We start from the raw sequence: 19,300 nt of genomic DNA, 5'->3' as shown, positions 1-19,300 counted from the left end.
AATACAGACCTTTTTTATTTATATTTGTCTATCAATTTTTAAATACCACAGTTATGAGAAAAGTACAACTATTGTTAGTTTGTTTAATGCTTTCGGTGGCTGCTTTTGCTGCTGACAAAGTGATTAAATTGCCGAAGCCTAATTTAAACCGTACCGGTGCGGTGATGAAGGCATTGTCTGAACGACATTCAACTCGCGAGTATGCTTCTAAATCATTGAGTCTGTCGGATCTGTCTGATTTGTTATGGGCTGCTAATGGGATAAACCGTAAGGAATCCGGAATGAGAACAGCTCCGTCGGCGTTGAATAAGCAGGATGTGGATGTATATGTAGTATTACCTGAAGGAAGTTATCTGTATGATGCTAAAAATCATCAGTTGACTCTGGTTGCTGAAGGAGATCATCGTGGAGCAGTAGCCGGTGGACAGGCATTTGTGAAAACAGCTCCGGTGTCCTTGGTGTTAATCAGTGATCTTTCCAGATTTGGAGATGCGAAGAGTGCACGCAGCCAGTTGATGGGGGCTATGGATTCCGGCATCGTTTCTCAAAATATTTCAATATTCTGTTCCGCTGCTAACATAGCAACAGTGCCACGCGCTTCGATGGACAATGAACAATTGAAGAAAGTTTTGAAATTGAAAGATAGCCAAATGCCAATGATGAATCATCCTGTGGGATACTTCAAATAAGGATTGGCAAGATATACAAAAGAGTGACGGTATCCTGCAAGGATACCGTCACTCTTTTCCTATTATAGCGTTACTATCCCGACCGGATAGCGTCACTATATTTTCTTCTTTACTTCAAGAGAAATTCATCAATTGCTTTTTTGTAAGTTGCCTTGTCAGCAGCTCCACGGAAAAGCTGTGGATCTCCTTTCATGGGAATGAATACAAACAATGGAATACTTGTTGCATTAAATAAAGCTGCCAGTTCTTTTTGTTTATCTACATTGACTTTGTAGATGACAATTTTTCCGGCATATTCCTTTGCCAATTCTTTCATGATAGGAGCTGTCTGGCGACATGGTCCGCACCAATCTGCATATAAGTCGATGATGGCGGGCTTATTACCTTTATAATTCCACTCCTTTGATTTCTCATAATCGAAGACGTCTTTCAGAAACATTTCTTTGTCCATTACGACGACTTCACCGTTACCTGTTACCTCTTTTTTACCTTGATTAGTTTCCCTACTGTCATTGAATGCGTATACAATTACGCTTGCCATGACGAGGGCTACCATTACTAATACTTTCTTCATTCGTTATTATTATCTTTTTATGTATAATGCTTCTCGATAACCCCTTGCAGTTCGCTACTATGGATTACGCCGGAATGTCTCCAGACAGCCTCTCCATTCTTGAACAGTATAAAGGTCGGTACAGCTTGTATGCGATATTTAGTAGCCAGGTCTTCATGCTGGTCAACGTCTATCTTTGCAATACGTGCTTTATCTCCCACAATAAGTTTTAGTTCTTCTAAAACCGGTTTCATTGCTTTGCAAGGTCCACACCATTCTGCAAAGAAATCAACTAAAACGGGCACTGGTGACTGTATTAAATCTTCAAATTTTTCCATAATCTTTTCTTTCTTAGAGTTAAAAAGCAGTCTTTGAAGACCGCAAATATAATTTCTATTTTATTATATAACGAGAAAAAGCTGATTTTGTTCATGAAATAGTAATCATAGAGTCATCATCTTGTAATGTGAAAGAGGGAATTTTGCGTATCTAAAAATAATGGAACTATGAAATTTTTATTTATTGTTCAAGGTGAGGGGAGAGGGCATTTTACACAGGCAATCACTCTCGAAGAAATGTTATTGCGCAATGGGCATGAAGTAGTGGAAGTCTTAGTCGGGAAAAGCTCGACACGTACTTTGCCGGGATTTTTCAATCGGAGTATTCATGCACCGGTGAAGCGATTCATTAGTCCGAACTTTCTGCCTACGGCAGATAATAAACGGGCGAACCTGACGAAAAGCTTTGCATACAATTTATTAAGATTACCGGAGTATCTTCGTAGCATGTATTATATAAATCAGCGGATCAGGGAGACAGGGGCGGAAGTTGTCATCAACTTCTACGAGCTTTTAACCGGACTTACCTATGCACTCTTCCGTCCCTCCGTTCCGTATATTTGTGTTGGGCATCAGTATCTGTTTTTACATCGTGATTTCGAGTTTCCGGATAAAAATTCGTGCCAGTTATGGATGCTGCGTTTCTTTACCCGGATGACCGCTCTAAGATCTTCGAAGAAACTGGCTTTGTCTTTCCTGGAAATGGAACAGGATGATATGAATCAAATAGTGACCGTTCCTCCATTGATTCGTCAGGAAGTGACCGCTATCCGTCCGGAAAAGGGTGATTATATTCATGGATATATGGTTAATTCCGGGTTTGCTGATAGCGTGGAGAGTTTTCATGCGAAACATCCGGAAGTTCCTTTAACTTTTTTCTGGGATAGATCGGATGCTGAAGAGGTGACACGGATTGACGAAACATTGAGTTTCCATCAAATAGATGATGTGAAGTTTCTTAATGCTATGGCGGGTTGTAAGGCTTATGCCAGTACGGCAGGCTTCGAGTCTATTTGCGAAGCAATGTATCTTGGAAAACCTGTATTAATGGTTCCGGCACATATTGAACAAGACTGCAATGCCTATGATGCAATGAAAGCGGGGGCAGGAATAATCAGTGATTCCTTTGATTTGCAGCCGTTGCTTCGTTTTGCAGGAGAATATACTCCGAACCGTCATTTCGTTTATTGGGTTCGTAGCTGTGAACGTCGGATGATCCGTGAACTGGAGAAACTGGCAGCTTCACATTCAGAAATAACTTCAATACCAACATTCACTAATTATTTACCAATATGAAACTAAACAGAACGGATTATGTGCTTGAACGCGCATCAGATGGTGGCTACTATGCCTGGTTGACTGTAAATATGCAATGTAATGCTTATGGGGAATCTCCTGAAGAAGCAGTTCAGAATTTACAGAATATAATGAATGAGATGATTGACGAGATGTATATGGTGGAAGAGTTTATATAAATTGAAAATAGAGAATTAAAAATTGAGAAATAAAAGTTATGCCATCTGGCATTATATTTCTCAATTTTTAATTCTCAACTCTCAACTTACTCAATGCTAAGTTCGTCGATGATATGAGAGGCTCCTGCGTATTTATCGATGATAAACAAGGTATAGCGGATGTCAACACAAGCGGCTCGCTGCGATGAAGGACGGAAAGCAATGTCTCCTGTTAAGCCTTCAAAGTTGCGGTCGAAAGCAGTTCCAACCAACTGACCTTTGCTGTTAAATACCGGACTACCGGAGTTTCCTCCTGTATTGTCGGTGTTTACGATAAAGCAGACAGGCATTTCACCGTTTTTGCCATAACGTCCATAATCCTGGGATTTATATAACTCTTTTAGCTTTTGAGGCACTACGAATTCCCAGTTTCCCTGATCTTCTTTTTCCATCACACCTTTGAGGGTGGTATGAGCATCATATACCACACCGTCAGCCGGTTCATAAGAAAGTACCTGGCCGTATGTCAATCGTAAAGTAGAGTTCGCATCCGGATAAATCGGCGTTCCTTTTTCCTGTCTCATGTCCATCATGCCTTTCACCCATACTTTATGAGCTGCGTCATAGTTCTGATTGGCTTCTTTCATGGCAATGGCTGTTTTCAGAATTCCGTCGGTAACAGAATATTTGAATAATACCATCCAGTCATATCCTATTTTATACAAACTTGGTTTCTTGATAAACTTCTCAAAGTTTTTAGGATTGCCGAAAATGGAATGTTCGAAACAGGCATCAACGAAGGCGTCAATACTTCCCTTGAAACGAGAATTGATGATTTCGAAGATGTTGATTCGTTGTTCTGCAGGAATGTAGTTGGCATAAGTCTTCAGCATTTCTTTCGCTACCATCCGTTCCACGTCGGGGAAAGGGACAGAAGCAAAATACTTATCACCTTCTTTCTTCAGTTTTAGTTTTGCTTCTTTTATCTGCTCTTTATCTTTCGATTTCAGAGCGGTAACCAATTCTGTCGTGGAAGGGATACGCATAAAATCAAGGGCGGTGACCAATGCTTCATTGATAGCCTGCTGATGATATAGCGCATCGCGTCGGTGAGATACAATAGAGCGAATCTCATCAAAGGCTTTCTGATACGAATCATCTCCCTTCTCACGGCCGCGGGCTAATAGTTCTTCTTGCTGTGCACGTTTGGTATCCAGTACATTGAGGCGTATCAGTCCTTCATTCATGCCGATTGCATTTTTCCAATAATTGGCCGAAGAAGCATATTTGCTTGCATAATGAATACGCACTGCCGGATCTTTCAGCATTTGCTCCATAAGTACTTTCTGACGGGCTCCGCGTACATGCTGGCGCATGAAATTGGTCGTTTGCATCCGTTCTTCCACTTCGTCGGCAATCATATACCGCCAGTTACGTCCGGGGAATCCCATGACAAAGGTGAAATCTCCTTCCTGAACTCCGGCGAGGCTGATCTTCAGATGTTTTTTCACTTGCAGAGGAACGTTGTCTTTAGAATATTCTGCCGGTTTTCCATTCTTGTCCGCGTAAATACGGAAGAGAGAAAAGTCGCCTGTGTGACGAGGCCACATCCAGTTGTCGGTATCAGCTCCGAATTTACCGATGGAAGAAGGAGGAGCCCCTACCATACGAATATCACTGTATACTGTTTTGATGAACAGATAATATTTGTTTCCTCCATAAAAAGCCTTGAGCTCCAACTTTGTTGCAGGAGTTATTTCTATATTCTCGGCTTTGGCAAAACGTTCTGCTACGTTGCCAAGATAACTTGGAGATAGATAATTAACACCATCCGGGTCCGGATCTTTTTTCAGTTGTTCGTTGACGTAATCCGTCACATCGAGAATCCGGTCGATAAAAGTGACGGTCAATCCCGGAGTAGGGAGTTCCGCATCACGGTTCATAGCCCAGAAACCATCTGTCAGATAGTCATGTTCTACATTACTATGTTGCTGGATAGCTCCATAACCACAGTGATGGTTAGTCAGTACCAGTCCTTCGGAAGAGATAACTTCTCCCGTACATCCTCCTCCGAAGTGTACAACAGCGTCTTTTAGAGAAAGGCCATTTGCGTTGTATACTTCCTCTATCGGAATTTCGAGGCCAAGTTCGCGCATGGCAACAGCGTTCTGTGCTTTCAGATCGGTTAGCATCCACATGCCTTCGTCGGCGTGGATGCTAAGAGTTGCCAGTGAAAATAGGACAAATAGGATTTGTTTTCTCATTTATTCTACGATTGTCATTTCATTGATTAGGTGTCCGCAGTTTCCTAACTTTTCCAAAATGAACAGGACATAACGGATATCCAGGTTAATACAACGTTGCAGGTTGTTGTCGAAGTTGATGTCACCGCTTAATGATTCCCAGTTGCCATCAAAAGCGCAACCGATCAGTTCTCCGTTTTCATTCAGTACCGGGCTGCCGGAGTTACCACCGGTGATGTCGTTGGTTGACAGGAAGCAGACAGGCATATCACCATTTGGCAAAGCATAACGGCCATAATCTTTCTTTTCGATGAGTTCTTTCAGTTTGGCAGGTACAACGAATTCACGGTCTTCCGGATTTTCTTTTTCAAGAATACCTTTGGTGGTCGTATAGTAGTTGTAGTGTACACCGTCTTTCGGATCATAAGGTTTCACGTTACCATAGGTCAGACGAATGGTAAAGTTTGCATCCGGATAAGAAGGTACAGGCAACTTCATTTCCCCCAGACCACGGATATAAGTTTTGTGCAGCAAAGCTAGTTCCTGATCCATATCCTTGAGCTGGGAAGCCAGTGTATCCATCAAGTCGTATTTAGACTGGCAGTATTGTAGTGCCAGATCATTGTCAATCGCTTTCACTGAAGGCTTCTTTGTAAACTTCTCGAAGTTTGCCCGGTTGGCAAAAATAGAGTTGTCATACATATCATCAACGAATTTGTTATAATCGCCTTTATATTTCTGCTCAATAACCTTATAAATAGAAGGACGTTGGTTTGCCGGAATCATTTCAGCATATAAGGGGAACAAGGCTTTCGCTACCTTGCGGTCTACTTCATGATCGTAATCTTTGTTATGGATGCTTTCGTAAGTGCTTTCCAAGGCTTTCATGCGTGCTTCGATTACAGAATCGTTTTTCTCAAGTAATGCTTCGCGTGTTTTAGTCAACATCACATTGCCAAATTCGATAGCTCCGAAGAAAGTCTCTCTCAAACAGGTGTACTGATAGTTGAGAGGAGTTGTCTTAGCTACCAGGTCATCAATGTTCTTCACTACCGCTGCATATTCAGCATTGTTTTGTGCTTTTGCAAACTCTGCGAATTTGGCTTCTTGTGCAGCTTTTGTTCCCAATACATCATTATCGATGATGGCCTTATTCATGCCGATGGAGTTTTTCCAATAGTTGCTGGAACCTGCATATTTGTTAGCATACTGAATACGGATTTTGTCACTGGCATTCATTACCTCTTTCAGGACAGCCAAACGTGCACCACGAATACGGATACGTGGATCGTTTTCCGATTCCATACGTTCTTTTACTTCTGATACAGTCAGGTAGCGGCTCGTACTTCCGGGGAATCCCATAATCATTGCATAATCTCCTTCTTTCAATCCTTTGATAGAGATAGACAAATGTTTCTTGGTTTTCAGTGGGACGTTGCTCTCGCTGTATTCTGCCGGTTCACCATTTGCATCTGCATAAATACGGAACATGGAAAAGTCGCCGGTATGACGCGGCCACATCCAGTTGTCTGTTTCACCACCAAACTTACCGATAGAAGAGGGTGGAGCGGCTACCATACGTACATCCGGATATATTTTCTTATAGAAAAGATAGAATTTATTTCCGGCATAGAACGGAAGAGCTTGCGGAACAATTCCCTTTTTGTCTGCCAGGTCACTTTTAAAATAAAGATCATGAGCCAGCTTTTGAAGGAATATATTGCTGAATGATTCGGATTCGGTGATTTCTTTCGCCGCAATCTTGGCATTGACAATATCCGTAATATCTTCGATACGTTCGATAAATGTGAATTGCAATCCCGGAGTAGGGAGTTCTTTGTCTCTGGAAGTAGCCCAGAAACCATCAGTCAGATAATCGTGCTCAACACTACTATGTTGCTGGATGGAGGCGTAGCCACAATGGTGATTGGTCAGAATCAAACCTTCGGGTGAGATAATTTCTCCGGTACATCCGCCTCCGAATATACCTACGGCATCTTTAAGAGAAATTCCATTCGGATTATATAGGTCCTGTGCTTCCAGTTTTAATCCTTGTTTTTTCATCATGTCTATGGAGTGTTGCTGTTGCATCAGTTGCAATAGCCACATACCCTCATCCGCTTTAACGGAACATACAAAAAGCGCAGCCAGCGCTAATAGATAAAGTCTTAGTCTGTTCATTATTTAATGATAAAATTAAAATATATGATTGGTTAGTATTCAATTTTCAAATCTCCGTTCTTCAGTGCTTCCATGATATTAGCAGGCGGACGTTGATTCATCAGTTCGTTTTTCATAAAGTCCATATAAGGAGCTACATGCTTAAAGAACTGGTAATAGCCTTTGCATAAGTAATTCAATCCCGGTTCGCCTTCTGCCGTTTGGCTGAAACGATTTTTCGGGCATTCTCCGTTGCAGGCAAACAGGAACTCACATTCCTTGCATTGAGTAGGGAGAGACTGATATTTCATGTTCCCGAAATTGTGCTGACGCTCGCTATGCATCATTTCCACCAGAGTTTTACTATAAATGTTACCTAATTTATATTCGGGAAATACAAAATGGTCGCATGAATAAACATCTCCGTTGAATTCCATCACGCCGGCATGACCGCAGGTCTTTGCCATTGTGCATATACCAGGCTGTTCGCCCATCCAGTTCGCCAAAGTCGAATCGAATATTTGTACATAGTACTTGCCTACATCTTCTTTCACCCATTCGTCGAAAAGAGCACAAAGGAAGTTGCCCCATTGCTCCGGAGTGATCGAAAAATCGGCAAGGGTTCCGGCTTTATTTTCTGCAAGAGAAGCGAGGTGACGACCGTCCTCATGTGAGAGAATACGTTCAACGATAGGAGCGAACTGGATATACTGACAACCGATTTCTTTGAAGAAACGATAAAAGTCTAGTGGATAGTCGGCATTGAAGTCATTAATAACTGCCATCGCATTCCATTCCACCCCATGTTTTTTCAAAAGATTGATGCCTTGCATCACTTTCACAAAAGAGGGTTTTCCCATTTTATTTTTGCGATACTCGTCATGAAACTCCTGGGGACCATCGATAGAGACTCCTACCAGCCAATTATTTTCACGGAAGAACTCGCACCATTCGTCGGTGAGCATGGTTCCGTTGGTTTGGATGCAGTTGTCGATCGTTCGTCCGCGGGCATACTTTTTTTGTAGTTCCATCGCCTTTTTATAGAAGGAGAGCGGTCGCATCAGCGTTTCTCCTCCGTGCCAGGTGAAAAGCACCTGCGGCATGGTTTGTGAGTTAATGTACTCGTCGATAAATTTTTCCAGAAGTTCATCGCTCATTACGTGTTTCAGATTGTCTTTGTATAGGTTGGCCTTTTCCAAATAATAGCAATAATCGCATGCTAGATTACATACGGCACCTACAGGCTTTACCATTACATAAAGCGGTTTGGCAAAAGGGGCAAATGTTGATGTTTTCATGACTGCAAAATTAGATAAACTAAATGAAAAAAATAGCCTTACACCTATGTTTATAAGGATTATTAAAGAAAAGAGTCTTACAAGATTTAAATATTGATAAAATGTTTCTTTGAATTCTGAATCAGTTGTACCTTTGTACCCAGAATTTAATGAATAGATGAACGTGAATAAAATTTTGCCTTTTTTGCTTTTGCTTCCGTTTTTGGCTTCCTGCACCAGTAAGTACAAGATTGAAGGAACCTCTTCAGTGAATAGTCTGGATGGAAAGATGTTGTATCTTAAGTCCCTTCGTGATGGAGAGTGGGTGAAGCTGGATTCAGCTGAAGTAGTGCATGGTCTGTTCTCAATGAAAGGGAAAATAGATTCCGTACAGATGGTGACACTTTATATGGATGAAGAAAGCATTATGCCGATTGTGCTGGAAAGTGGGAAGATAACAGTAACCATTAGCAACACGGACCTCAAGGCAGTCGGAACATCTTTAAATAATGCACTGTATGAGTTTATCAGCAAAAGAAACCAATTGGAAGAAAGCATTGGTGAACTGGAGCAGAAGGAAACCCGTATGGTACTGGATGGAGGCGATCTGGATGAGATTCACGGTCAGTTGGTGGTGGAAGGAGACTCACTGATGAAAGCGATGAATCAGTATGTGAAAACGTTCATCTCCGATAATTACGAAAATGTGCTGGGACCCAGTGTGTTTATGATGCTCTGCAGCTCTTTGCCCTATCCCATTATGACTCCGCAGATTGATGATATAATCAAGGATGCTCCTTATTCTTTTAAAGATAATAAACTGGTTAGAGAGTTCCTGTCTAAAGCAAGAGAAAACATGAAGTTGATAGAAGAACATCAACGATTGGAACAAAATGCTTCAACAAATAAGTAATACTTGAGTTTTTTGTGTATTTTTGCACAAAACTCAAGTAAAGTGAAAACGACTACTGTTTCGGTATACGCCGCTTTCTTTTTTATTTTAGTCTTATCGGTTTCTTGTCATAGAGATTCGGAGGCCCCCGATGCGGCATTCCAGAGGATTGAAATGTGCATGGAATCTCTTCCGGATACAGCTCTGTATCTATTAAAGTCAATACCTCATATTGAAAAATTGCGTGGAAAGTTGCAGGCGGATTATGCACTTTTATTGACGCAGGCGATGGATCAGAACTATGTGAAGTTTACTTCTGACTCATTGATTGCACTGGCGCTGAATTACTATACTGTAGAGCATGGTGACTCAGTTACGCGTGCTAAAGCACAGTATTATTATGGAAGAGTGCTGCGTGAATTGGGCAAAGATGAAGAGGCTTTGACGTTTTTATCTTCGGCAAAAGAAATGTTCGGGAATATTCAATGTTGTAAGATGTTTGCAATGGCTACTGATGAGATAGGGATGATTAACCGGAAAAAGAAATTGTATCAGGAGTCGTTGAAGAATTTTCGGGAGTCATATACGATCTATGAAGAGTTGAAAGATTCTTTGAGTCTTGTCAGAGCCGGGCAAAATATAGGCCGGGCTTATTTGTTTCAGAATAAATGGGATAGCTGCTATTTCTATTATACTTACGCTTTAGAACTAGCCAGGGAAAAGCAATATCCGTCTGAAGTTTCCATTTTACATGAGTTGGGGATACTGTACCGTTCCATGGGAGAACTGAAAAAGTCAGAACGCTATTTTCTTGCTGCTTATGAAAAAGAAACGGATGAAGAAAGGAAATACGTGGAGTGTATGTCTCTCGGCTATTTGTATATACAGATGGGCGATGTAGAGAATGCCCGGAAATATTTTAAGATGAGTATCAATTCTTCTAAAGAATATACCCGTATTGATGCATATAACAATTTATACTTTCTTGAAAAAGATATTGATAATTTTGAAGAAGCGATTATCTACCATGAAAAAGCGGACTCTATCGTGAATGTATTGGATGAAGTCGATTCGCAGGAGTTGATAACAGAACTGCAAAAGCAATACGAGAACGAGAAACTCCGGAATGATAATCTACAACTGAAAGTGGACCGTACAGTTTTTATATTTTGCGGTACGGTTATTTTCCTGATTGTGGCCTTCTATATGTGTTATTACTACTACAAAAGTAAAAATCACAGGAAGAAGATTGCCGAAATCGAATCCCAGATTAGAGATAATGAAGAGGAGATAAAGCGATATCAGCAGGAGATGGAAGAAATCCAGGAGTTGAAAGATCAAGTACTGGAAGAGAACCGCATACTGGAAGAAAATCGAATGAAGGTGGGCGAGTTGAATGGAAAGATTGTACTTCTAAGTATGCAGAACAAAAACTTATCGGGACTATTGAAAGAACTGGGAGGAGAATTAACTGTCGGACCCTCTTCTGAACAGTACATATCCGCTTTTCGTCTGCTGCTTGCTATCAAAGAGGGAACATTAAGAGGTAAATTGTCTAATGGAGAACGCTATAAATTGTTTAGCCTGTTTGATTTACTCTATTCTAATTACGTTACCCGGTTGCTTGACAAAACTCCTTTATTAACTAAACATGATCTTGAGATCTGTTGCTTTCTTAAATTTGGACTGACCAATGAAGAACTGGCGCGTATTTTTCAGACCTCTTCCGATTCTGTTACCAAAGCAAAAGGAAGGCTGAAAGGTCGATTAGGCATTTCTCCACAAGAAGATTTGAATGTGTTTTTAAGGGATTTTTGATAAATAAAAAATGAATTGTCCGGGTCATTAATAGAACGCTAATCTGTATTTGATTGAAATGTAAGTGTTTACGAAAAATCAGGCGCACTGATTTTGTCCGGGTGACTTTTTTTGTGTTTTCGGATGCATGCTGTACTTTTGACACAACAAAAACCAAATAGCTATATGAAAAATCCTAATGAATTATCTGCCGCCTCTTCTTTGAGAGGTGACGAATTGCAGTTAATAGAACAAAAAGCCAGCATTGTTGTCGGAATAGCAAATTCTCGCACCAGGTTACGGATAGGAATTCTATTAAGTAAATATTCAGAGTATCAGGTGGATTATATATCCTCCGAGAGTGAGATCGGTAAACTGATTGAAGAAGCCGACTTGATTATTGGTGCAGGGATTACCGCTTACGAAGGGGTATTGCGCCGAAAGCCGGTGATTGTAGTGGGTGATTATGGCTTGGGAGGTCTGGTTACTCCGGATACATTCCGCAAGCATTATAACAATCGGTTTAGAGGGAAGATTAATGGTGTCAGAAATGAATCTTTCTCATTAGAGAATTTAGAAAAGGAAATTTATAAAAGTTTTAATTTGACTTTTCAAGAATTACAAATGATGTCAAACCAAACTATAACCTTGCAAAACATCTAAATATCTGAATTTCTTAATTTAATAGTTTGATGCATAAAACTGGTTAGGAATATGGGGGTGCGTGAGCATCCCCATATTTATATAAGATTATGTACTGACTATCGGTCTTGATCTTCGTTTTTCACCATTCCCTTGTATTGTTCCGGCAGGGCGCTTTCAACCGCAGCGTAGGCCTCTGCCATGGTTGCCTTGATATTTTCCATTCCTTTCCCTTTGGGAGGAATAGGCTCGTGAATAGTCAGAATCATGCGATGACGGTGTATCCATTTGCCTGTGCGTGGCAGAATCTCGAATGAGCCGTCAATGGTGACGGGTACAACCGCCAACTGTAAATCATCAGCCAACTGGAAAGCGCCTTTCTTAAAGTATCCCATGTGTCCTGTAAATGTACGCGCTCCTTCAGGAAAGACTACGAGAGAAACCCCATCTTTCAATGAGTCTTTTGCCTGCCGGATTGTTTCCAATACTTTTTTAGGACCAGATCTGTCTACAAAGATATGTCCTGCACTTTCACAGGCTTTTCCTACAAACGGCAGTTTGCGCAGGCTTTTTTTCATCATCCACTTAAAGTTTCTTCCGATGAAGCCGTAAATAAGGAAAATATCAAATGAACCCTGATGGTTAGGGACGAAAATATAGGAAGTCTTGTCATGCAACTTTTCACGTCCCTCAATCTTCACGGGAATCAATAGAAACAGACAAATTAATTGTGACCAAATCTTCCCCGGATAATATCCCCAGATGTGGGCTCCTCCCAAGAGAGAACCTACAATAGTGACGATTGCCGTGAGGATGGTCAACACTAATAAAATAGGCAAAGCGATGCAAATCTGATAAATATAATACAGTATCTTCATAGGGTTGGATTTTTATCCTGCAAATATACATGATTATTGGTAAAAAAGAGAGGCAGATGTGATATAATCTTTTTGATTGTGTTATTTTTGCCTCTTGTTATTAGAGATAGTTACAAAATTATGATACGTATATTACATACTGCCGACTGGCATCTGGGACAAACCTTTTTTGGTTATGATCGCACGGAAGAACATGGAGTATTCCTGAATTGGCTGGCAGAAGAAATTCGTCAGAAAGAGATTGATGCATTGATTATAGCCGGAGATGTTTTTGATGTTTCCAACCCTTCCGCAGCATCCCAAAGCATGTATTATCAGTTTATTTATCGGGTGACAGCAGAGAATCCGTATTTGCAGATTGTCATTGTTGCCGGCAACCATGATTCGGCAGCACGCCTGGAGGCTCCTTTGCCTCTGTTGCAAGCTATGCGGACGGAAGTCAGAGGGGTAGTTCGCAAGCTCGAAGGCGGAGAAATCGATTATGACCATTTGACTGTGGAACTGAAGAACCGGAGAGGGGAAGTGGAATTGCTTTGCATGGCAGTTCCTTTTCTGCGTCAGGGAGATTATCCGGCCGTGCAAACGGAAGGCAATCCGTATGCGGAGGGAGTTCGCGAACTTTATGCACAACTTTTGCAAAGGCTATGGAAGCGAAGGACGGAGAATCAGGCGATTCTTGCCATCGGTCATTTGCAGGCTACAGGATCGGAAATTGCAGAGAAGGATTATAGCGAGCGTACCGTGATTGGTGGGCTGGAGTGCGTATCTCCGGAAACTTTTTCCGAACAGATAGCTTATACGGCATTGGGACATATACATAAAGCGCAGCGAGTGTCCGGAAGAGAGAATGTGCGGTATGCCGGAAGTCCCATTCCGATGTCTTTTGCCGAGAAACATTATCATCATGGAGTCGTGATGGTGACTTTCGACGGAGGTTGTGCGGTGGACATTGAACGGTTGGAATGCCCGAAATTAATACCTTTGTTGAGTGTCCCGAACGGAGAACCTGTTTCACCGGAAGCCGTCTTGGAAGCCTTGAAGGAACTACCCGAGACAGAAGCCGTAGCCCCATATCTGGAAGTAAAGGTATTGTTGGAGGAACCGGAACCCATGCTTCGGCAGGAGATTGAAGATGCACTGGCAGATAAAAACTATCGGTTGGCGCGTATTGTTTCTACCTATCGCACTGAAACTGGAAATACGACGAAAGAAAATGAAAACTGGAAGAGGGGGTTGCAGGAAATGTCTCCCTTGCAGATTGCACAGTCTGCCTTTGAGAAGATTTATCAGGTGGAAATGCCTGTAGAACTGACAGGTTTGTTTGAAGAGGCCTATTTGGCTGCTACCCGTAAAGAAGAGGAGGAAGAAGAATGAAAATACTAGCTATACGATTGAAGAATCTGACCTCGATAGAAGGAACGGTAGAAGTGGATTTTATGGCAGAACCATTACATTCTGCAGGTATCTTTGCCATTTCAGGACCTACCGGTGCAGGTAAGTCTACTTTATTAGATGCCTTATGCCTGGCATTGTATGATAAGGCTCCCCGCTTTGCAACTTCAGTGGAAAATGTGAACCTGGCAGATGTGGGAGACAATCAGATTAATCAGTCTGATGTTAGAAATTTGCTGCGTCGGGGGACAAGTGACGGTTATGCGGAAGTCGATTTTTTAGGTATTGACGGACGGCGTTACCGTTCTCGTTGGTCGGTGAGGCGGACAAGAAACAAGATAAACGGTTCTTTGCAGCCACAAACGCTGGAAGTGAAAGAACTGGATACGGAGAAAGAATTTCAAGGTACCAAGAAAGAGTTGTTGATTCAGTTGGTGGAGTTGGTTGGCCTGACGTATGAACAGTTCACCCGTACAGTATTATTGGCACAAAATGATTTTGCTACATTTCTGAAATCAAAAGGGGCGGCAAAAGCAGAATTACTGGAGAAGTTGACAGGAACCGGCGTGTATTCCCGGATTTCTCAAGAGGTCTATGCCCGGAATAAGGCGGCACAAGAGGAGGTGACCTTGATTCAGAATCGAATGAATGTGATCGAATTGATGCCGGAAGAAGAGCTGCTTGCTCTGCAAAAAGAGAAAGAACTATCAATTGAAAAGCGCGCGGCAGGGATTAAACTGCTGGCAGAACAGAATGAACAACTGAATGTGGTTCGTTCATTAAAAATACAGGAAGAACTTTGGAAGAAAAAGCAGCAGGAAGAACAGGAGGAACAGGCCAGGGAGAAAGTATTGCAGGGTGCATTGGCTTCCCAAGAGGAAGGATTGGTGCATTTTAAGGCACAATGGGAGGCCATACAGCCAGACTTGAAGAAAGCACGTCAATTGGATGTACAGATACAGTCTCAACAAAGCAGCTATATACAGTCGCAGCAGATTTTACAAGCGGCTAACAGGCAGGTGGCGGAGCAGGAACAAAAAATGCGAGTGGCTGCGGAACAATTACAGGTGTCTTATTCTTCTCTGAACCGCTTATTAAGCCATGTAGGGATAGAAGAAGCACTGCAACTTGAACAGGTGGAAGAGATTCTACGGCAAGAAGAAAGTAAACTGGCTGCCGCTACCAGTACGAATGAGGAACGTTTGTTGCGCTTAAATTCTTTCGGATATCCGTTATTGGCCGAAGAACAGGTGAAGTTGCAAAAAGAGTTGACTCGTCAGCAGAATATCCGGCAATTAACGGAAACGCAGACGAAAGCAAAGACGGAAATAGAAAGACTGGAGAAAGAAGTGGCCAATTGTCTGAAACAATTGACGGAGCAAGAAACCGCATTGAAAGTTACTCAACGTCTTTACGAAAATGCACGTATGGCAGTGGGAAAAGACGTGAAAGCATTGCGCCGGCAATTACAGGAAGGGGAGGCTTGTCCGGTTTGCGGTAGCACAGCGCATCCTTATCATCAGGAACAGGAGGTGGTAGATACTCTTTTCCGGAGTATAGAGCAGGAGTATAATGTAGCATCAACCAACTATCAGCAGATGAATAACCGGAGCATTGCTCTGCAACGTGATTTGGCGCATCAAAAAACGGTGGACGGACAGATCGCGGAACAGTTGGCAGCATTATATAAAGCAGGGATTGAAGCCGGAAACGAAGAGCAAATACAACGTCGTTTGGCGGAACTGGCAATACGTATTTTGGAATATCGCAATCTTTATGCAGAATGGCAGCGCAGCGATGAAGAAATTAAAAAGATGCGTGCACATTGTGAAGCCCTCCGTGAGAATGTTTCTCTCTGTCGTTTGGCTATGCAGAAAGTATCGTCTGCCAAAGAACAGCTGGTAATCTTACAGAATGCTGCTTCGGCCGAACTAAAGAGATTTGAAGTGATAGAGAAAGCGCTGAATGTGCTTCGTCAGGAACGTTCTCAGCTATTGAAAGGAAAAAGCGCGGATGAAGCGGAAGCTGCCGTAGCAAAAAGAGAGAAAGAACTGAATCTCGCTTTGGAGAAAGCACGTAAAGAAGTAGAGGCGGTACACAACCGGCTTTCCGGTTTGCAAGGAGAGATGAAGCAAATTGCACTGGCTATAGGAGAGTTGCAAGAACAGTATAAAAAGATAGAGTCTCCCGAACTGCTTCCTGAAATAATAAAGAAGCAACAGGAAGAAAACCTGAATATAGAACGTGCCCTTTCTACTATGGAAGCCTGCCTGCTACAACAAGCAAAGAATAAACTGACTGTGGAACAGATTGCGAAGGAACTGGCAGAGAAACAAACTGTTGCCGAACGTTGGGCAAAATTGAATAAACTGATTGGCAGTGCGGATGGAGCGAAATTTAAAGTGATTGCTCAAAGTTATACTTTGAATTTGTTGCTGCTTCATGCCAATCAACATTTATCCTATCTCTCTAAACGCTATAAGCTGCAACAGGTACCCGATACGTTGGCACTTCAGGTAATAGATTGCGATATGTGTGATGAAATACGGACCGTGTACTCTCTTTCAGGAGGTGAATCGTTCCTGATTTCTTTGGCACTGGCTTTAGGTTTGTCTTCCTTGTCAAGTAATAATCTGAAAGTTGAATCTCTTTTTATTGATGAAGGTTTCGGTTCTTTGGATGCGGAAAGTTTGCGTACAGCGATGGAAGCATTGGAACAATTACAGATGCAGGGGCGGAAAATAGGAGTAATCTCTCATGTGCAGGAGATGAGTGAACGGATTTCTGTTCAGGTGCAGGTACATAAGAAAGTGAATGGAAAAAGTGTGCTTACCGTGGTGGGGTAAGCACACTCCTTACTACTTAGTATGAATTATTCAGGTTGGATTCTTTTACATTAATTCGTTCAGTTCGCTTAAATTCTTTTTGATTTCGTGGATACGATTTAAGAACTTCTTGCGGTAAATCCATAAGATCAATCCCAGTCCTCCGCCCCATAACAGGATGAAGAAAGCAATCATGCCCATTCCATATTGCCACACTTGCCAGTAGATAAATGAAAGTATAGCCAGGACTAGGAGAAAGGCAATAGCAATCAATCGTTCCCTGATGGTCCATCGATGGATACGGTTCACGCGGCTGATTACTTCTACCAAAGGCATCTCGTCTATTTGTGTCCGTTGGAGGAAACGGGTGGTGACGATATCCCAGCAAAGGGCAGGAATCCATGCGAAAATGATAATGATATAGATCGGGTTCAATCTGTTATGTAACAGTACCTCCGCTAAAAATAAGATCAGTATCGGCAGAGAAATCAGAATAAGCTTGATGTTCAGTCTGGCAATGGCATGGATACCTTTGTCCGCATGCCTTATCAGCTTTTCAAGCTCTTCTTCTTTGATGAACTCTTTGTCTTTCAAGTGTTCATCCAGGGCATTCCAAGATTTTTTCAGTTCTTCCAGTTCCATATATCTTATTCCTCCTTTTTCATTCTTTTAAGTTTGTCTTTGATGCGACTTAGTTTGGTCGCTACATTGGTAACCGTCAGTCCGGTGATTTCTGCTATTTCCTCGTAACTTTTGTCTTCGAGATAAAGCAGGATAATTGATTTGTCGAGTTGTCCCAGTTGGTTAATCATCTGATAAAGCTGTTTCAACATTTCGTTGATCGGGTCGTGTGCTTCTATGGCCCAGTCGGTATCTCTGGTGAGGCTGACTATTTCCGGCACATTCTTTTCTTTACGATAGAAGCTGATACAGGTGTTGAGGGCAATACGGTAAATCCAGGTGGAAACCTTACATTCTTTTCTGAATTTGGGATAGGCTTTCCAAAGGTTCAATACCACATCCTGATACAGATCATTGAGAGGAGCATTGGGATTGGCATACAGATAGCATACCTTGTAGATCACCCGTTCATATTCGCGGATCACCGACAAAAACTCTTGTTCAATAGGGGCGCTAACCTCTGCTGTTTGTTCTCTCATGGAATCTATGATTACTTTTCTGGTTAGTTAGTCGTGAGAAAAGGAGAAAAATCACAGGGGAATAAGGACTATTGGAGATTAGCTGCCAGAAACTTACACATTTCTTCGATACTTTTTCCCCGACGGCGGGCATAATCTTCCAATTGGTCTTCTCCAATCTTTCCGACGGAGAAGTATTCGGAAGCCGGATGTGAAAACATAAGTCCGCAAACAGAAGCGTGCGGGTACATAGCTCCGTTTTCGGTCAGCGAAATGCCTATCTGCTTCATGTCCAACAGTTCATCCAACAGGAAGTTGACGGATTGATCCGGTAAAGACGGGTAACCGACAGCAGGGCGAATGCCTTGATACTTTTCGACCAGTAAGTCCGCTATGCCTAAATTCTCGTCTTTGGCATATCCCCACGCTTCTTTGCGCACATATTCATGCATCTTTTCTGTTGCTGCTTCTGCCAGTCGGTCGGAGAGGGTTTGGACAAGCAGGTGTTTATAAGGGTCCTGTTCGTACAATCCTTCCATGTCCGCATCAATGGAAGAGGCAAAAGCACCGATGGTATCCGGGATGCCGGAAGAGATCGGGCGGATAAAGTCACTTAGACAAAGAAAAGGACTACCGTCTCTTTTCGGCGTTTGCTGGCGCAGTAAAGGAAAAGTGATGAACCGGTCTTTTTCTTTCTCAATAATCAGGTTATCCCCGTCAGAGTTTGCCTTGCAAAGCTTGAAGATGGTCTTTACTTCATAATCCCGGTCAAGCAGATCGAGCATCCGGTTGGCCTCTTTGAATAGCTGCATTGCTTCGGAAGCTTTATTACGTTCTTCTTCCGGGAAAGTTGTCAGCCACGAAGCACGGCAGGCATCACATCCGTGAATGTTGGCGATGGCTGCAAAACGTGGCTGGAACCCCCATGCGTGGAAAAAGTAAATCCAGTTGATGTAGGGAGTGACTGTATGTATTTTATAAGATAAAATGGTACTCATAGGCTTGTTGAAGGCGAGCTGCT

Annotated in this window: 16 protein-coding genes and 1 pseudogene; 9 read left to right on the top strand and 8 right to left on the bottom strand. The window is 42.2% G+C overall.

The features are described 5' to 3' along the window. The first annotated feature begins 53 nt into the window (after window positions 1–53). On the top strand, window positions 54–689 hold the full coding sequence (locus tag AB5217_RS18960) for a SagB/ThcOx family dehydrogenase (RefSeq protein WP_004306006.1): 636 nt from the start codon (window positions 54–56) through the stop codon (window positions 687–689). A gap of 109 nt (window positions 690–798) precedes the next feature. On the opposite strand, the gene AB5217_RS18955 is transcribed toward AB5217_RS18960, so the two are convergent. Then, on the bottom strand, window positions 799–1,263 hold the full coding sequence (locus AB5217_RS18955; RefSeq protein WP_004306007.1) for a thioredoxin domain-containing protein: 465 nt from the start codon (window positions 1,261–1,263) through the stop codon (window positions 799–801). A gap of 17 nt (window positions 1,264–1,280) precedes the next feature. Next, window positions 1,281–1,580 carry a thioredoxin gene (gene trxA / locus AB5217_RS18950; protein WP_004306008.1) on the bottom strand — a complete coding sequence of 100 codons (300 nt, stop codon included), beginning with the start codon at window positions 1,578–1,580 and terminating at the stop codon, window positions 1,281–1,283. Window positions 1,581–1,748: 168 nt separating this feature from the next. On the opposite strand from trxA, the gene AB5217_RS18945 reads away from it, so the two are divergent. Continuing rightward, on the top strand, window positions 1,749–2,876 hold the full coding sequence (locus tag AB5217_RS18945) for a glycosyltransferase family protein (protein WP_004297338.1): 1,128 nt from the start codon (window positions 1,749–1,751) through the stop codon (window positions 2,874–2,876). Further along, window positions 2,873–3,055 (top strand): type II toxin-antitoxin system HicB family antitoxin, encoded by a 183-nt coding sequence (locus tag AB5217_RS18940; protein ID WP_004297339.1) that lies wholly within the window; start codon window positions 2,873–2,875, stop codon window positions 3,053–3,055. The genes AB5217_RS18945 and AB5217_RS18940 overlap by 4 nt, the downstream gene beginning before the upstream one ends. A gap of 86 nt (window positions 3,056–3,141) precedes the next feature. On the opposite strand, the gene AB5217_RS18935 is transcribed toward AB5217_RS18940, so the two are convergent. The 3 genes from AB5217_RS18935 to AB5217_RS18925 are packed head-to-tail and all read right to left on the bottom strand — an operon-like array spanning window position 3,142 to window position 8,735. Continuing rightward, window positions 3,142–5,298 carry a S46 family peptidase gene (locus tag AB5217_RS18935; protein ID WP_004325553.1) on the bottom strand — a complete coding sequence of 719 codons (2,157 nt, stop codon included), beginning with the start codon at window positions 5,296–5,298 and terminating at the stop codon, window positions 3,142–3,144. Next, a complete protein-coding gene (locus tag AB5217_RS18930) occupies window positions 5,299–7,458 on the bottom strand; it encodes a S46 family peptidase (protein WP_004306012.1) in 2,160 nt (719 codons plus the stop codon). Window positions 7,459–7,490: 32 nt separating this feature from the next. Continuing rightward, on the bottom strand, window positions 7,491–8,735 hold the full coding sequence (locus tag AB5217_RS18925) for an anaerobic sulfatase-maturation protein (RefSeq protein ID WP_004297342.1): 1,245 nt from the start codon (window positions 8,733–8,735) through the stop codon (window positions 7,491–7,493). 157 nt (window positions 8,736–8,892) lie between these two features. Between AB5217_RS18925 and AB5217_RS18920 the strand changes: the two genes are divergently transcribed. The 3 genes from AB5217_RS18920 to AB5217_RS18910 all read left to right on the top strand — a co-directional run bounded on the left by AB5217_RS18920 (window position 8,893) and on the right by AB5217_RS18910 (window position 12,066). Further along, complete coding sequence (locus AB5217_RS18920) at window positions 8,893–9,627, top strand: DUF4369 domain-containing protein (protein WP_004306014.1); 735 nt, start codon at window positions 8,893–8,895, stop codon at window positions 9,625–9,627. Between the two features lie 42 nt (window positions 9,628–9,669). Beyond that, on the top strand, window positions 9,670–11,424 hold the full coding sequence (locus AB5217_RS18915) for a hypothetical protein (RefSeq protein WP_032848791.1): 1,755 nt from the start codon (window positions 9,670–9,672) through the stop codon (window positions 11,422–11,424). Window positions 11,425–11,589: 165 nt separating this feature from the next. Then, the gene (locus AB5217_RS18910; protein WP_004306016.1) at window positions 11,590–12,066 is read left to right on the top strand and encodes a hypothetical protein; all 477 of its coding nucleotides are present in this window, start codon (window positions 11,590–11,592) and stop codon (window positions 12,064–12,066) included. Window positions 12,067–12,164: 98 nt separating this feature from the next. Here AB5217_RS18910 and AB5217_RS18905 read toward each other — a convergent pair whose 3' ends face one another. Beyond that, the gene (locus tag AB5217_RS18905; protein ID WP_004297350.1) at window positions 12,165–12,923 is read right to left on the bottom strand and encodes a lysophospholipid acyltransferase family protein; all 759 of its coding nucleotides are present in this window, start codon (window positions 12,921–12,923) and stop codon (window positions 12,165–12,167) included. A gap of 120 nt (window positions 12,924–13,043) precedes the next feature. On the opposite strand from AB5217_RS18905, the gene AB5217_RS18900 reads away from it, so the two are divergent. From AB5217_RS18900 to AB5217_RS18890, 3 genes and pseudogenes are all read left to right on the top strand, one after another. Further along, on the top strand, window positions 13,044–14,297 hold the full coding sequence (locus AB5217_RS18900; protein WP_032848579.1) for an exonuclease SbcCD subunit D: 1,254 nt from the start codon (window positions 13,044–13,046) through the stop codon (window positions 14,295–14,297). Beyond that, entirely contained in the window at window positions 14,294–17,161 is a 2,868-nt protein-coding gene (locus AB5217_RS18895; protein ID WP_004325556.1) for an AAA family ATPase, read from the top strand. The genes AB5217_RS18900 and AB5217_RS18895 overlap by 4 nt, the downstream gene beginning before the upstream one ends. Before the next feature lie 509 nt (window positions 17,162–17,670). Continuing rightward, window positions 17,671–17,715, top strand: a pseudogene (locus AB5217_RS18890) (hypothetical protein); the annotation flags it as partial. A gap of 72 nt (window positions 17,716–17,787) precedes the next feature. Here the strand turns inward: AB5217_RS18890 and AB5217_RS18885 are convergent. Both AB5217_RS18885 and AB5217_RS18880 read right to left on the bottom strand, forming a co-directional pair. Next, window positions 17,788–18,300, bottom strand: coding sequence for an RNA polymerase sigma factor (locus tag AB5217_RS18885; RefSeq protein ID WP_004297355.1), 513 nt, complete (start codon window positions 18,298–18,300; stop codon window positions 17,788–17,790). A 68-nt stretch (window positions 18,301–18,368) separates the two neighbouring features. Then, entirely contained in the window at window positions 18,369–19,277 is a 909-nt protein-coding gene (locus AB5217_RS18880; protein WP_004297356.1) for a vitamin B12 dependent-methionine synthase activation domain-containing protein, read from the bottom strand. Window positions 19,278–19,300: the final 23 nt, after the last annotated feature.

This window comes from Bacteroides sp. MSSM.1001136sp1_RTP21357st2_D2_RTP21359_211015 (genome assembly GCF_040913205.1).
Classification (GTDB): domain Bacteria; phylum Bacteroidota; class Bacteroidia; order Bacteroidales; family Bacteroidaceae; genus Bacteroides; species Bacteroides ovatus.
The sequence above is the reverse complement of the archived record's forward strand: the minus strand, read 5'-3'. Positions and strand labels throughout refer to the sequence as shown.